Source organism: Brevibacterium sp. LAARM3_SD1 (genome assembly GCF_057364765.1).
Map to the genome: position 1 here is coordinate 18,354 of NZ_JBNFOL010000037.1, position 13,946 is coordinate 32,299.

General features: G+C 64.5%; 14 protein-coding genes, 1 tRNA gene and 2 pseudogenes. 14 read left to right on the plus strand and 3 right to left on the minus strand.

Features of this window, described 5'->3' with window-relative positions; genetic code table 11:
- The first annotated feature begins 157 nt into the window (after positions 1-157).
- The 5 genes and pseudogenes from AC2W7L_RS16255 to AC2W7L_RS16275 all read left to right on the plus strand — a co-directional run bounded on the left by AC2W7L_RS16255 (position 158) and on the right by AC2W7L_RS16275 (position 2,855).
- Entirely contained in the window at positions 158-328 is a 171-nt protein-coding gene (locus tag AC2W7L_RS16255) for a hypothetical protein (protein WP_486005275.1), read from the plus strand.
- Positions 329-420: 92 nt separating this feature from the next.
- Entirely contained in the window at positions 421-1,416 is a 996-nt protein-coding gene (locus AC2W7L_RS16260) for an intradiol ring-cleavage dioxygenase (RefSeq protein WP_486005276.1), read from the plus strand.
- Positions 1,417-1,418: 2 nt separating this feature from the next.
- A pseudogene (locus AC2W7L_RS16265) lies at positions 1,419-1,547 on the plus strand (twin-arginine translocase TatA/TatE family subunit); the annotation flags it as partial.
- A 40-nt stretch (positions 1,548-1,587) separates the two neighbouring features.
- Positions 1,588-2,412, plus strand: coding sequence for a twin-arginine translocase subunit TatC (gene tatC, locus AC2W7L_RS16270; RefSeq protein WP_486005277.1), 825 nt, complete (start codon positions 1,588-1,590; stop codon positions 2,410-2,412).
- On the plus strand, positions 2,400-2,855 hold the full coding sequence (locus AC2W7L_RS16275; protein ID WP_486005278.1) for a Sec-independent protein translocase subunit TatA/TatB: 456 nt from the start codon (positions 2,400-2,402) through the stop codon (positions 2,853-2,855). Before tatC ends, AC2W7L_RS16275 begins: the two co-directional genes overlap by 13 nt.
- A 24-nt stretch (positions 2,856-2,879) precedes the next feature.
- On the opposite strand, the gene AC2W7L_RS16280 is transcribed toward AC2W7L_RS16275, so the two are convergent.
- The 3 genes from AC2W7L_RS16280 to AC2W7L_RS16290 all read right to left on the minus strand — a co-directional run bounded on the left by AC2W7L_RS16280 (position 2,880) and on the right by AC2W7L_RS16290 (position 6,919).
- Entirely contained in the window at positions 2,880-3,476 is a 597-nt protein-coding gene (locus AC2W7L_RS16280) for a hypothetical protein (protein ID WP_486005279.1), read from the minus strand.
- Between the two features lie 335 nt (positions 3,477-3,811).
- On the minus strand, positions 3,812-5,068 hold the full coding sequence (locus AC2W7L_RS16285; protein WP_486005280.1) for a serine hydrolase domain-containing protein: 1,257 nt from the start codon (positions 5,066-5,068) through the stop codon (positions 3,812-3,814).
- Positions 5,069-5,191: 123 nt separating this feature from the next.
- Positions 5,192-6,919: a biotin carboxylase gene (locus tag AC2W7L_RS16290; RefSeq protein ID WP_486005281.1), complete on the minus strand. Its 1,728-nt coding sequence runs from the start codon at positions 6,917-6,919 to the stop codon at positions 5,192-5,194.
- Positions 6,920-7,103: 184 nt separating this feature from the next.
- Here AC2W7L_RS16290 and AC2W7L_RS16295 point away from each other — a divergent pair, with 184 nt between their 5' ends.
- The 9 genes and pseudogenes from AC2W7L_RS16295 (at position 7,104) to rplA (ending at position 13,841) form a co-directional block, all read left to right on the plus strand.
- Positions 7,104-7,553 carry an FAS1-like dehydratase domain-containing protein gene (locus AC2W7L_RS16295; RefSeq protein ID WP_486005286.1) on the plus strand — a complete coding sequence of 150 codons (450 nt, stop codon included), beginning with the start codon at positions 7,104-7,106 and terminating at the stop codon, positions 7,551-7,553.
- Positions 7,550-7,992: pseudogene (locus AC2W7L_RS16300) on the plus strand (MaoC/PaaZ C-terminal domain-containing protein). The gene AC2W7L_RS16295 and the pseudogene AC2W7L_RS16300 overlap by 4 nt, the downstream one beginning before the upstream one ends.
- Positions 7,989-9,098: a UDP-N-acetylmuramate dehydrogenase gene (locus tag AC2W7L_RS16305; protein ID WP_486005282.1), complete on the plus strand. Its 1,110-nt coding sequence runs from the start codon at positions 7,989-7,991 to the stop codon at positions 9,096-9,098. The pseudogene AC2W7L_RS16300 and the gene AC2W7L_RS16305 overlap by 4 nt, the downstream one beginning before the upstream one ends.
- Positions 9,099-9,108: 10 nt before the next feature.
- Positions 9,109-10,764: a metallophosphoesterase family protein gene (locus AC2W7L_RS16310; protein WP_486005283.1), complete on the plus strand. Its 1,656-nt coding sequence runs from the start codon at positions 9,109-9,111 to the stop codon at positions 10,762-10,764.
- A 126-nt stretch (positions 10,765-10,890) separates the two neighbouring features.
- A tRNA-Trp gene (locus AC2W7L_RS16315) sits at positions 10,891-10,963 on the plus strand.
- Positions 10,964-11,058: 95 nt separating this feature from the next.
- Complete coding sequence (secE, locus tag AC2W7L_RS16320; protein WP_167194607.1) at positions 11,059-11,337, plus strand: preprotein translocase subunit SecE; 279 nt, start codon at positions 11,059-11,061, stop codon at positions 11,335-11,337.
- 82 nt (positions 11,338-11,419) lie between these two features.
- Positions 11,420-12,295 carry a transcription termination/antitermination protein NusG gene (gene nusG / locus AC2W7L_RS16325; RefSeq protein ID WP_486005284.1) on the plus strand — a complete coding sequence of 292 codons (876 nt, stop codon included), beginning with the start codon at positions 11,420-11,422 and terminating at the stop codon, positions 12,293-12,295.
- Between the two features lie 348 nt (positions 12,296-12,643).
- Positions 12,644-13,081: a 50S ribosomal protein L11 gene (gene rplK, locus AC2W7L_RS16330; protein ID WP_025776636.1), complete on the plus strand. Its 438-nt coding sequence runs from the start codon at positions 12,644-12,646 to the stop codon at positions 13,079-13,081.
- 64 nt (positions 13,082-13,145) lie between these two features.
- A complete protein-coding gene (gene rplA, locus AC2W7L_RS16335) occupies positions 13,146-13,841 on the plus strand; it encodes a 50S ribosomal protein L1 (RefSeq protein WP_486005285.1) in 696 nt (231 codons plus the stop codon).
- Positions 13,842-13,946 lie beyond the last annotated feature (105 nt).

Below are 13,946 nucleotides of genomic sequence, written 5' to 3' on the forward strand. Positions count from 1 at the left end.
GGACTTCGCCTTCGATGATGCCGGATCACAGCCATGGACGGCTGCCACTTGGGCGCTCAAGGACCAGAGCGAACGGGCTGTGGCTGGGCGCGGACGTCGACGGACTCGTCGACTGGTTCCTCGACCACCAGCTGGCCGACGGCGAATGGAAGAGGCGGTGGAGCCGATCCGCACACGACGATCCGCTGACGGCACCTGGAATCAGGACCATCGCCTCGACGGTGACGTCTGGTTCCATGTCGACGCTCCGGTCGGCGAACCCTCGAAATGGGTGACCCTGCAAGCCCAGCGAGTCCTCGACTGGTGGGACGGAACACAAACCGACTGAACATCTACAGCCGCGGCCCAGGAACGCCACAGTCCCACGCCAGAGCCGATATCCACGATGGTGTCATCTCATCATCGAAGGAAGGACAGCTCATGGCTCGCGTACCAGAACCGGACCAGACACCCAACGGACCCGCCTACGAAGGCAGACTCCTCGACCGCCCGGACGAAGAGGTAGTCGACCAAGGTGCCTCGTTCGACATCCGCACGCTCTTCAGTCGCCGCGGAGTCTTAGGACTCGTCGGAGCCGGCGTCGGCACCGTGGTCCTCGCCGCCTGCAGCTCCGGAGCGTCCGGATCGACGAGCTCGGGATCGAGCAGCAGCGGATCCGTCACGGAGATCCCCGACGAGACCGCAGGACCTTATCCGGCCGACGGCTCCAATGGCCCCGACATCCTCGAGGAATCTGGAATCGTGCGCTCCGACATCCGCTCGAACATCGACGGATCCGACACCGTCGAGGGCGTGCCGCTGACCTTCACCCTCAACGTCACCGATATGGCCAATGACAACGCGCCGTTCGAGGGTGCGGCCGTCTACGCCTGGCACTGCGACGCTCAGGGCCGCTATTCGATGTACTCCGAAGGTGTCGAGGATGCGACCTGGCTGCGCGGCGTCCAGGTCGTCGACGCCGACGGTGAGGTCACCTTCAAATCGGTCTTCCCCGGCTGCTACTCCGGACGGTGGACGCACATCCACTTCGAGGTCTACCCCGACGTTGACTCCATCACCGATGCCGAGAACGCGATCGCCACCTCGCAGATGGCCCTGCCAGAGGATGCTTGCAACGCCGTGTTCAAGCTCGACGCCTACGACGGGTCGGCGAAGAACCTCGCGAACGTCAGCCTCGATGACGACAACGTCTTCGGCGATGACGGTGGTGAACATCAGCTCGCGACCATCAGCGGAGACACCGACTCCGGATACACCGCCACACTCGACGTCCCCGTCGACACCGACACCGAACCGACCGGCAGCGCAGCCCCGGCAGGCGGGGGCGGCGGCGAAGGTGGAGAACCTCCGGAAGGCGGCGAACCCCCGGAGGGCGGCGCCGGTCCTGAGGGCGGTTCCGGACAGGAAGGACAGTGACCATGCTGCACAATCTCACGGGCTGGCACGCCCTCGTCATCCTCGCAATCATCATCCTCGTCTTCGGAGCGGCCAAGCTGCCGGCTCTGGCCAAGAGCCTCGGGCAGTCTGTGCGCATCCTCAAGGACGAATCATCGACTCGCGGTCGGGAGATGAGACGGAACCTCACTCATGAGCACCGCCGCGGAGAAGATGCCGCTGTCTGCGCACCTGCGGGAAGCGCGCACACGAGCGGTGCGCGCGGCGGTGGCGCTGCTCATCGGCACGGTCATCGGCTATCTCACCTCCGATTTCGTCATGGACATCCTCCGGGCCCCGATCACCGAGCTCGCCGAATCTCGCAGCTCTTCACTCAACTACGACAGCGTCACCGGCGCCTTCGACCTTCAGCTGCGCATCGCCGTGTACTCCGGGATCGTCCTCTCCAGCCCGGTGTGGCTGGGTGAGATCTTCGGATTCCTCACCCCGGGACTCACGGCGAAGGAGAAGAAGGTGACGTTCGGCTTCCTCGGTGCCGCAGTGCCCCTGTTCGTCGCCGGCTGTCTCTCCGGTCTTTACATCTTCCCCCGGATGGTCGAAGTGCTCACTGCGTTCGCCGCGAGTGAGGACAGCACCATCCTGCAGGCGTCCGACTATTTCGACTTCGTGTTCACGATCGTCATCGCCACCGGAGTCGCCTTCGTCCTCCCGGTCTTCCTCGTCGTCCTCAACGCCATCGGCCTGCTCTCTGCACGATCGATCGCGAAGGCCTGGCGAATATCCATCGTGGCCATCGTGGTCTTCGCCGCACTGGTCACCCCGGCCTCCGACGTGCTCTCCATGTTCTTCGTCGCGGCCCCGATGACGCTGCTCTTCCTCGCTGCACTCGTCATCGCCTGCATCCACGACCGGACTCGAGGGTACGACCGGGCGGTCGGTGATCCGCACGCGGCGGAGGAACAGTTCGGTCGAGCGCCGATCACGCCAACGGAAAGGTCTCGGACATGTTCGGCCTGAGTTTCGAGAAACTGATCATCGTCGGTATCTTCGCCGCGCTCATCACCGGCCCACAGCGGCTGCCCCACTACGCGCAGAGACTCGGCGAGTTCGCCCGCCTGCTCCGTACCCAGGTCGACACGGCGCGGACTCGGGCCGCCGAATCGATGGGCACCGCGGACTGGAGAACGCTTGATCCGCGACAGTACGATCCGCGGCGGATCATCTGCGAAGCCCTGGACGAACAGGGCAGCGCCCGGAGCTCGGAGACTGCTGACCCGGGTGCGGCCGAGCGTTCCGACCGTGCCGTGGACGGGGAGAGCCGATCACCCGCCGAGGCGGCCGGCAGCTTCGTCATCACCGGTTCGTCCGGACATCCGCGGAGACGGTTCGTCTCCCGCACGGACGAAGGTCGTACGGGCGACGGTGAGTGTGCAGTCCCAGGCTCGGAAACCGATCGATGACCCGGGGCGGGGCCGCCTCGGTGATCAGTCCTTGAAGTCGAAGTCTTCCTTGTCGATTCCGGGGAACTTGAGTTCGTACTTGACCATCTTGTCCTTGTGATCGACGATCTTCACCGTTCCGTAGTACGTCTTCTCACCCTTCAAAGCCTCTTTGTCCTTGACGGTGACATTGCACGTTTCGAAGCCGTACCACTCGGTGAGATCCATATCCGTTGCGCACTCGGCTTTGTTGACTGTGAAATCGAGCTTGTTCTCGAACAAGTCGACGAGGTCGGCCTCGATCGACGAAGCCGGCACGGTTCCATTGCCCTTCTTATCGATCTTCATACCCTCATCGCTGGCCCAGCTCGTCGTCTTCGCAGAGTCCGCGTACGGGTCGGTCGACTTCGTGTCGGTGGGCTCCGCCTCGGCGGGTTCGGATTCCGGGGCTTCAGCCGCTTCCGATTCGACGGCGCCTCCGCCGAAGCCTCCCTTCTCCGTCTGTGCCGCTTCGGACTTCTCACCCTCGGCGGGCTTGTCCTCACCGGAGCCTCCGCAGGCAGTCAGGGACAGGGCGAGAGCGGTTCCAGCGGCGGCCGTCAGCAGTCGGGGCATCCAGGTGGACCGGCGAATCGGGGTCATCGTGTTTCTCCTTCGCGCTCAGGCGATCACAAGCGTTGTCGATACATCACGATTCTGCCACGGCACATCGCCGCAGACGCCGGTCCGGTGTGCAGATCCGGCGACACCTGTGACGATTCGGCCACATCCGGGCCGGGGCATGACCACGATTCAGGCAGTGAAGTGAGCATCACTCACTGTTCCTCGCACATCCACCTGCTGCAACGGGAGGATGTGCGAGGAACGAGCCGGGATGTTCGCGTACCTGTAGGAACAAACGCCACCGGTACGAAGTGACTGCGACGGTGCAGGACACGGCGGCGGTGCAGGTCGCAAGCGGCCGGTGCGGGCTCCGCCTACTCCGCGGCGGGAGAGTTGACGGCCTTCGCGAGAGCTTCGAACGCGCGGATCGTCGGGAACAGCTTGCCTGCGTCCTGTGGCAGACCCCAGCTCGAGAGCTTGACGCCGAGGACGTCGGCCCCCGGGTTCATGTAGATCATCTGCCCATGGATGCCGAGAGCCAAGAACGCATGGGAATCGGGGAACGGGAACCAGAACTGGTTGTGATAAGCCCCGCCCGGCATCCGATTGTCTCCAGGGCCATCGGCGAACGCCTGACGCACATCCTCGGAGGTAGTGAGCGTATCGCCGATCCACGTCGTCGGCGCCACCTGCTGCCCGGTCAGCGACTGACCGCGGTTGATGTAGACATAGCCGAATCGGGCGAGATCCCGCAGGGTCGTGTTGATGCCGCCGTCGAACATCCCGACCCCGTACTGGTCGGTGGCGATGATCGCGTCCTGTTCGGCACCGATCCGCGACCACAGCACCCGTGACATGAGCGACTGCATGCGCTCGCCGGCGATCTTCTCGCACACCCATCCGAGCACATCGGTCTCACACGACCGGTACTCGAAGACTCCGCCGTGCTCGGACTTCGCTTCGAGCGTGGCAAGGAACTCGTACATGCCGATGCCCGGGTTCTCCCGCTTCGCCTCGGACCACCCGATCGACTCCTCGATCTGCCTGACCTCGGACTTCGGGTCGAGGTAGTCCTCGGAGAAGCGGATGCCCGAACGCATATCGAGGATGTGTCGCACGGTCGCCCCGGCGTAGCCGGAATCGGCGAGCTCGGGAACATAGTCGGTGATGAGACGGTTCGGATCGAGGTCGCCGGAACCGGCGAGGGCACCGGCGACGGTGCCGACAAGCGATTTCGACACGGACATGAGCAGATGTTCGGTCGCCGGGGTCATCTCCCCGAAGTACTCCTCGGTGAGCACGGTCCCGTTGTGCATGAACATCCACGCATCCGTGTCCGTGGATCCGATGACGCTGCGGACGCTGCGGGCTTCCGAATACTCCGTGGCCGGCACCTCGACCTCGCCGAGGTCCTGAAGGTCGACGGACAGCTCGGCCACGGATCCGGTGCCACGCGAGATCGGCGTCGTCGGCAGAACTCGTGCGACGTTCTGGAATGACCAGCGCACATTGTCCGGGTCCTGCCAGTTGTCCCGGTCGATCCCGGCCGCCGGATCAGCGGGTGCCGACGGGGTCAGGATCTGGTCGGCTGGGGGAGTTGCCGCGGTCTGCTCCGGTGACGGTTCGATCACACTTCACCTCTGATTCTCGCATCGGTCTGTCCGCGGATCGGGTCCGCAGACGGCGGGTGGTCACCGCCTCGGTCGTGTTGAGGTTATCACCGAGGCGGCTCCGCCCACCGTGGATGTGTGGGCTCAGTCGCCCTTGGCTCCGGGTCCGCCCAAGGCCGGTGCCGGATCGTCAGGGACGACCGGAACCCCGGCATACATCGCCCGAATCGAGTCGATGAAGTGCTTGGCGCGGATGCTCAGCGCATCGGATCCGCCGACGTTCGTCTGCAGCGGATTCTTCGTCACCAGAACTCCGAGGTCCGCACCCTTCCACCGGTAGTCCCCGGCACCGAAGATGCGCAGGAAGAACACCTCGCTGCCGTTCTGCAGAGGGTGCCAGTCCAGGGCTGCACGTTTGTACGTCAGTGTTCCGTACTGATCGAGATAGTACTGACCGGTCAGCGGCGAATGCGTGATGTACTCGGTGATCGGAGCCGTCTCCTTGATGATCATCTGGCTCCACTCGTCGGCGCCGGAGAGCTCCTCCCACCGCTCGTTGATCTCCTGGACGTGGAGGTCGAATTCGACGTCGAGGTATTCGAGCAGATGGAACAGGAACAGCGGCACATCGGCATACGCACCTGCGGTGACGTTCGTGATCGCCGAGGCCCCGGAGATGCGCGGATTGAGCTCACCGAGGTAGCAGTCGTCGGTGTCGAGATCGACGAGGACGTCGACTTCGAAGAACCCCCGATAGCCGCGTTTGCGCAGACCTTCGCCCATCTTGCGCACGAGCTCACGGGTCTGCGCCCGCTGCTCGGCATTGAGCACATCGGGCTTCATCTCGTTGCCGCACCAACCGCCCTTGTACGGGGTGAGCTCGGCGAAGCCGGCCAGCTCCGTGAGATACGGACCGACGACGACTCCGCTGGACGTGATCACTGCCTCGACGGCGACCGGGGTGTTGTTGATCCGCTTCATCACCTTCAGCTGCTCGCCGATGATGTCGTCCTTGTGCGTCTCCCAGCCGGAGGAATCGGAGATGAAGAACGTCGTCTTCCCCGAATCACCATAGGGAGTCTGCACGACGAGATCCGTGCCCAGTCCCGCCTCGGTGGCGCGATCATTGAGCTCTTCATAGGTGTCAGCGGTGGTGAGCACATTCGGCACCGAGAACGCACCAGCCTCATTGCCGAGCTTCGTTGTCTCGATCTTCGAGTCGAGCTGATTGCGCAGCGCAGCCGAGGGCAGGATGAGGTCGTAGCCGAGCTCCCGGCAGATCCGCTCCGTCTCCTCGTCGAAGAAGACCATGGCCACCTTGACCCGCTCACCATGGGGGACATTGCGCGTCATATGCGCCCGCACCTCGGCGTTGAGGAGCAGCCAGTTGTTGATCGCCTCACCCGATTCGAACTCGACGTAGGGCTTGTAGCGTGGAGAGAAGACGCGGGGATGCCCGCCGTCCCAGCCGTCGTAATAGGTGATGTACGAGAAATTGCGCACCCACCGGTCGAGACCCAACAGGTTGAACGGGGTGGCGCCGACGAAGTAGATCGGGGTCTGATTCGTGCGGAAGAAGTGCCGGACCTCGGAGACGTTGCGCAGGGGGCGGCGCAGCTGGACTCTGTCGGCTTCCTTGCCGGCATAGGCGGCGTCGGTGGCCACGGCCACCTCGATCTGCGGTGGGCCGGCATCGGCAGACGCCGGAGCCGAACCGGAGCCGGTGGCTGCCGAGGGTGCAGCCGCGGCAGGGGTGCCGGGGCCGGGCGTGCGCGGTGAGGGGACCGCGACAGCGTCTTTGACTCGTGCGCCGGGACTCGCCGTCGGTGCCTCGCGGCTCTGCGGGTCAGCGCTGGGGGATCCGTTCGTCATTGCACTACTCCTTACCGAATGTGATGTGGACAACATATACCAGTTTCGTAGTCATGGGCCCGATGGTGCATCAATTGTGTGAACCGGATGCGAACGTGTGATCAATTCTTCGCCGGTGAGCGTCGCCTTCGGGCCGTGCTTTAGGCTGGTGTCGATACTGACCCCAGTGGAAGAGAGAGCGCATATGCCGGTGAATACGGAGAAGCAGGGGGCCACGTTCTCCCTGCCTCAGCCCTATGAGGTCGCCAGGGAGGCGATCGCGGAATTCGCGCTCGCCACAGGAGCGAAGGCCGATTACCATTTCGACACCGAGGCGGCCACCGCACTGGGCTACCGCGACGTCGTCGCCCCGACCACCTTCGCCGTGATCATCGCGCAGAAATCGGAAGCCGCCTATATCTCCGACCCTGACTCGGGCATCGACTTCTCCAAGGTCGTGCACGGCTCCGAACAGTTCTCCTTCACCCGCCCCATCGTCGCCGGTGACTCCCTGTCCGCCATCACGCATGTGGACGGTGTCCGCGCAGCCGGCAGCAACGCCATGATCACCACCCGCACCGAGATCACCGACGTCGCGGAGCAGCCCGTCGTCACCGTGACCTCGACCATCGTCGTGAGAGGAGACGGAGAATGAGCGCCATCGACTTCTCCACACTGACCATCGGAGACACCGTCGTGGAATCCGAGATCCCGCTGTCGCGTGCCTCCCTCGTCAACTACGCCGCAGCCTCGGGCGATCACAATCCGATCCACTGGAACGAGCGCTTCGCTCGCGAGGTCGTCTCGACGATGTCATCGCCCACGGAATGCTCTCGATGGCGGCGGTCATCGCCCCGGTGGCCGAATGGCTCGGCGACCCCGGAGCGATCGTCGACTACCGGACCCGCTTCTCCGCACCCGTCGTCGTTCCCGACGCCGAAAGCGGATCACCGGCGACCCCCACGACGTCGCTGAAGCTCACCGCCACGGTCGGCGCCGTCGACCCTGCCGTCGGTACGGCCCGCATCGACATCGCCGTGAAGTCCGGTGAGGCCGACGTCCTCAGCCGCACCCAGGTTCGGATCTCGGCGTGAGCCAAGCCCACCCGCAGGAACTCTCCGGCTTCACCACCTTCCGCCTCGGCGGGCCGGCCCCGCAGGTCACTGTCGCGAACACCCGCGACGAGCTGCTCGACTTCTGTGCCGCCCACCCGCTCGAACTCAGCGGTCAGGAGCAGGCGCACGTCCTGTTCATCGGCGGCGGATCGAATCTGCTCATCGCCGATGCCGGGTTCGACGGCGCGGTCTGCGTGGTCCGGACCGCCGGAGTGGAGACCGCCGAGACCACGACGACCGACACCCGGGTGACCGCCGAGGCGGGGGAGGACTGGGACGCGTTCGTCGCCCATACCCTCGACCTCGGTCTCTCCGGACTCGAAGCGCTGTCCGGGATCCCCGGGTCGGTCGGTGCGACCCCGATCCAGAACGTCGGCGCCTACGGCACGGAGGTCGGCGAACTCATCTCCTCCGTTGAGGTCTTCGACCGTGTGGCCGGTCAGATCCGCCATCTCACCGCCGTCGAACTCGAGTTCGGCTACCGCACCTCGGCGCTCAAACGCGCCCAGATCGCGGCCGGAACCCCGCAGTTCGTCGTGCTCTCGGTGACCTTCGACCTCCAACGCAGCGACGAGTCGCTGCCGGTGCGCTACGCCCAGCTCGCCTCGACCCTCGACGTCGAGATCGGCACCCGTGTCCCGGCTGCACGCGTGCGTGAGAACGTCATCGCGCTGCGCCGGTCGAAGGGCATGGTCCTCGACTCCGCCGACCATGACTCATGGTCGGCGGGGTCGTTCTTCACCAACCCCATCGTCGACGATGCCGAGACCCTGCCCGCCGAGGCTCCTCGCTATCCGGTGACGGATCCGCTCAGCGGAGCGACGATCGAGGGGAAGACGAAGACCTCGGCGGCCTGGCTGATCGAGCACTCCGGATTCTCCAAGGGCTTCAGCGTCGGTGAGGGACGAGCGTCGCTGTCGACCAAGCACACCTTGGCGTTGACGAACCGAGGACACGCGAGCACGGCCGATGTGATCGATCTCGCCTCGACCGTCGTCGCCGGCGTCGAGGACGCCTTCGGCATCACCCTCGAACCCGAACCGACCTTCATCGGCTGCTCCATCGACGACGGGAAACGTCCTTAGACTGGTGGCCGTGTCATCACGTCGGAGAATCACTGCACTCGTCATCACTTTGGCGGCGGTTGCGCTTGTGACCCTGCCTTGGGCACTGTTCACCTCGCGGGCCGATCTCAGCTTCGGCCCGCATGAGGCGCAGTACCGGATCACAGCGGACTCCCGGCTCACCGTCGACTTCGGCCCCCTGGGCAAACTGCTCGTCCCCGCCGAGGATGTCATCCCCCTCGGTCTGGGAGTGCACGTCGACATCGGTGAGATCCCCGTGTCCGGCGAGTCCAGCGACGACGAGCGACCCGCGGCCGATCCCGCGAAGGTAGAGGACCCCGGCGGGGGAGCCGTCGACGCCCTCGGCGGCGACATCGCCTCCTACGCTTCGCTGTTCTCTGCCCCGCGGGCGCAGATCGACCAGGTCGTCGAAGGACTCACCCAGGAGATCCTCATTCGGTGGGCGCTGGCCGTCTGCATCATCACCGGAGGCCTCGTCGGTCTGGCCCTCTTCCTCGGGCCCACCCGGGTCGACACCATCATCCGCGCCTTCGCGGGCAAGGAGCTCCTCGGCATCGGGCTGGTGCTCGTGCTCGTCCTCACCGGCTTGGGTGCCGTTGTGCTCAACCGTCCGAAGCCGATTTCGGCCGATCCGGCGTTCGAGGGCACACCCCTGGCCGGATCCCAGGTCACGGGCCGCCTCGGCGGGATCATCGACACTGCGTTCGGGGCGGTGCAGGACTTCGCTGACGACAACGATGCCTTCTACGACGATGTTCTCAAGACCCTGCGTACGCAATGGAACGACCGTCCGATCTCCGGCAATTGGACCGATCGGGGACTCGTCCCGCCTGCGGGAGTCGGCGCACCCGCTGCCGGCAGCGGCGACGGCGGTGTAGGCGAAGGCCGGAAGGGCGTGACCACGTTCGTCTACGGCTCAGATATCCACTGCAACATCGGCATGGCCCGCGTCGTCGGTGCGGTCGCGGGAATGAGTCGAGCCGATGCCTATATCGACGGCGGAGACATCTCCATGACTGGCACCACGGCGGAGAACTACTGCCTCGACGTGCTCGACGACGAACTGCCGGAGAAGCTGCCGCGGATGATGGTCAAGGGCAACCACGATTCGATGGGCACGACTCAGCATGCGAAAGCCCGCGGCTGGAAGGTGCTCGAGGACTCCGCTGCGGAGATGGCCGGGGTGAGGTTCTTCGGTGCCGCCGACCCGCGCCGCACGGTGTTCGGGTCCGGCCCGCAGCTGGAGACGGACCTCACCGCCGACCAGTATGCCCAGCGGTTGCGCGACGAAGCCTGCGCGGCCGAGTTCGACATCATGCTCATCCACGATCCGGCTGTCGGCGCACCGAGTCTGCGGTCGGGCTGCGCCGACTACGCTCTGAGCGGACACTGGCACCGACGGGTCGGACCGGAGAACTTCGGTTCCGGAACACGGTACTCCAGCTCGACGACCGGGGGAGCCCTGGCGAATGCGCTGACTCCGGGACCGCTGAAGATGAATGCGGAGCTGAGCATCATCCGCGTCGACAATGAGACGAAGCGCCCCATCGACGTGCAGATCATCACCGTCACACCGGGCAAAAAGGTGCAGATCGACCCGTGGGTGCGATTCCCCGAGCCCAGGCCTCTCGTGGGCCAGCCGCCGGTCGACGAACCCGGTCGCTGAGTGAACGTCGACACGTTCGAGACATTGCTTCGAGGCTCGGTTCGACGAACGGCCGTCGGGCACGGTATGCTCGTTTCTCGTGGTCGGACACCACAGGGATCGACAAGGTCTCTCAGGTCCGATCAGAGGGGTGTGGCGCAATTGGTAGCGCAACGGTCTCCAAAACCGTAGGTTGCAGGTTCGAGTCCTGTCACCCCTGCGCAGTTGACTCTGCCGAAGTCTCATCGGCCAGGCGCCGTCCTCGACAGGCACGAACAATTGTGAAGCCAAACGAAACCGACCGAGTGAGGATGTGTGAGCGACACACCGGCAAAGAAGACTGGCAGCGCACCCGACGGTGCCGCCGGTCCTAAGAAGCTCGGATTCTTCGGACGAATCCTGCAGTTCTTCCGCGAAGTTGTGGCAGAGCTCAAGAAGGTCGTCACTCCGACCCGGAAGCAGCTGCTCAACTACACGCTCGTCGTGCTGGGCTTCATCCTGTTCATGATGCTCCTCGTCACGGGCCTCGACCTGGTGTTCGGCAAGCTCGTCGGATGGGTGTTCGGCGGAACTCCGCTGTGGCCCCTGTGGTGACGCGGCCTCAGCCGTGACCTAACCTAAGCTCAAACTTCACTCCCAACCGGGAATCACTAAACGCGAAGCGAGGAATTGATCGGTGTCGGATACCAACACACCTGAGCAGGAGACCCCTGAGACCCAGGACGTCACCCCCGAGGAGTCGGGTGCCGCTGTGGTGCCCGAAACCGAAGAAGCGGCCAACGACGCCGAGGCGACTGCCGCCGAGACTTCCGACGTCGAGTCCGCAGACGTTGCCGAAACCTCCGACGTCGAGTCTGCAGACGTTGCTGACGCTGACGTTGCTGACGGCGAGCAGGACGAAGCTGCCGCCGACGGCGCCGCTGGCGATGAGGTCGACCCGGCTGAGGAATTCAAGGCCGAGCTGCGCATGCAGGAGGGTGACTGGTACGTCATCCACTCCTACGCCGGCTACGAGAACCGCGTGAAGCAGAACCTCGAGAACCGCACCGTGAGCCTCAACCTCGAAGAGTTCATCTTCGAATCGCAGGTGCCGATGGAAGACGTCGTCGAGATCAAGAACGGCCAGCGCAAGCAGGTCCGCCGCGTGCGCATCCCCGGCTACGTGCTCGTCCGCATGGAACTGACCGACGAGTCGTGGGGCGCCGTCCGCCACACTCCGGGTGTCACCGGATTCGTCGGCAATGCCTACGACCCCACCCCGCTGTCGATCGACGAGGTCTTCTCGATGCTCGCTCCGATCTTCGAAGAGCGCCAGGCCGAAGCCGCCGCTGCCGAAGGCCCTGCCGCCGAGGCCGCAGCGAAGTCCGCACCCATCACCGAGGTGGAGTTCGAGGTCGGCGAGTCCGTCCTCGTCAAGGAGGGCTCCTTCGAGGGTCACCCCGCTACGATCCAAGAGATCCGTCCGGAGTCGCAGAAGCTCACCGTGCTGCTGTCGATCTTCGAGCGCGATGTTCCCGTCGAGCTCGGCTTCGACCAGGTCTCGAAGCTCTGACCACCGCATAGCTGTGTTGATCGCCTCGACGCGATCTCGACCGAAGGGGTCCGGATGTTTCCGGGCCCCTTCGGCGTTCCCCGGTTCGGCCTCCTCGGGGAGGAATTCCCTCGTTCAAGGCTGAGCGCAGTTATCGAACCGTCCTCGGGCCGAAATCCGAGCCTGCGCTTGAATGACGGCCGCCTCGGCGAGATTTCGATCCGGTGATGCGCCTCACGAGCATTTGCCCACAGGCGTGCGCGCATGGAATACTGGTGTGGTTTGATTGCGGCCCTTATCGGAAGGCCGCCGTCGAACGATGTGCTGTATATGTCTGGCACATCGAAACCTCAAGATTAAGGACCGTACATGCCTCCCAAGAAAAAGGTAGCCGGCCTCGTCAAGCTCCAGATTCAGGCAGGTGCCGCTAACCCGGCTCCTCCGATCGGTCCGGCGCTTGCCCAGCACGGCGTCAACATCATGGAATTCTGCAAGGCTTACAACGCCGCCACAGAATCCCAGCGCGGAAACATCGTTCCCGTCGAGATCACCGTGTACGAAGATCGTTCGTTCGACTTCGTGCTCAAGACCCCGCCGGCAGCCGAACTGATCAAGAAGGCCGCCGGAGTGAAGTCGGGTTCGGCCACCCCGCACACCGTCAAGGTTGCTCACCTGAGCGCCGACCAGGTGCGCGAGATCGCCACCACGAAGATGCCCGACCTGAACGCCAACACCCTGGATCAGGCCGACCGCATCGTCGCCGGAACCGCGCGTTCCATGGGCATCACCACCGACATCGAGGTCTGAGACCTCACCCCACACAGTGGCAGGGCCCACGCAGCCCACACCACGACTGCAAGGAGTAAAGCAGATGGCAAAGCGTTCCAAGGCCTACCAGGCCGCGGCTGAGAAGATCGCCGCAGATGTGAACTACGAACCGGCTCAGGCAATCGCCCTGGCCAAAGAGACCAGTGTGGCGAAGTACGACGCCACCGTCGAGGTCGCTCTCCGTCTGGGTGTTGACCCCCGCAAGGCGGATCAGATGGTGCGCGGCACCGTCAACCTTCCGCATGGTACCGGTAAGACCGCTCGGGTCCTGGTGTTCGCTGCCGGCGACCGTGCAGAAGCTGCCCGTGAAGCAGGTGCTGACTACGTCGGTTCCGATGACCTGCTGGAGAAGGTGGCCGGAGGGTTCACCGACTTCGATGCCGCTGTTGCGACCCCCGACATGATGGGCAAGGTCGGTCGTCTCGGTAAGGTGCTGGGTCCCCGCGGCCTGATGCCGAACCCGAAGACCGGCACCGTGACCATGGACGTCGCCAAGGCCGTCAACGACATAAAGGGTGGAAAGATCGAATTCCGCGTCGACAAGCACTCGAACCTGCACTTCATCATCGGAAAGGTCTCCTTCTCCGAGGAAGCTCTGCAGGCGAACTTCGATGCTGCGATCGAAGAGATCCTGCGTCTGAAGCCGTCCTCGTCGAAGGGCCGCTACATCAGCAAGGCCACGATCACGACCTCGAACGGCCCCGCCGTTCCGGTCGACCACTCGGGTCTGCGCATCTGATCGATGCACTGACAGAGGGCGGGAAGCGAGCAATTCGCCTCCCCGCTCCCTCCTCCTTTCCCAATTGCTACCTGACGGCGGCCCAGCAACCTCGCGCGAGGTAGC

Coding starts and splice junctions, on each gene's coding strand:
- AC2W7L_RS16260 (WP_486005276.1), top strand. CDS start 421: ATGGCTCGCGTACCAGAACCGGACCAGACACCCAACGGACCCGCCTAC.
- tatC (WP_486005277.1), top strand. CDS start 1,588: ATGAGCACCGCCGCGGAGAAGATGCCGCTGTCTGCGCACCTGCGGGAA.
- AC2W7L_RS16275 (WP_486005278.1), top strand. CDS start 2,400: ATGTTCGGCCTGAGTTTCGAGAAACTGATCATCGTCGGTATCTTCGCC.
- AC2W7L_RS16280 (WP_486005279.1), bottom strand. CDS start 3,476: ATGACCCCGATTCGCCGGTCCACCTGGATGCCCCGACTGCTGACGGCC.
- AC2W7L_RS16290 (WP_486005281.1), bottom strand. CDS start 6,919: ATGACGAACGGATCCCCCAGCGCTGACCCGCAGAGCCGCGAGGCACCG.
- AC2W7L_RS16295 (WP_486005286.1), top strand. CDS start 7,104: ATGCCGGTGAATACGGAGAAGCAGGGGGCCACGTTCTCCCTGCCTCAG.
- rplK (WP_025776636.1), top strand. CDS start 12,644: ATGCCTCCCAAGAAAAAGGTAGCCGGCCTCGTCAAGCTCCAGATTCAG.
- rplA (WP_486005285.1), top strand. CDS start 13,146: ATGGCAAAGCGTTCCAAGGCCTACCAGGCCGCGGCTGAGAAGATCGCC.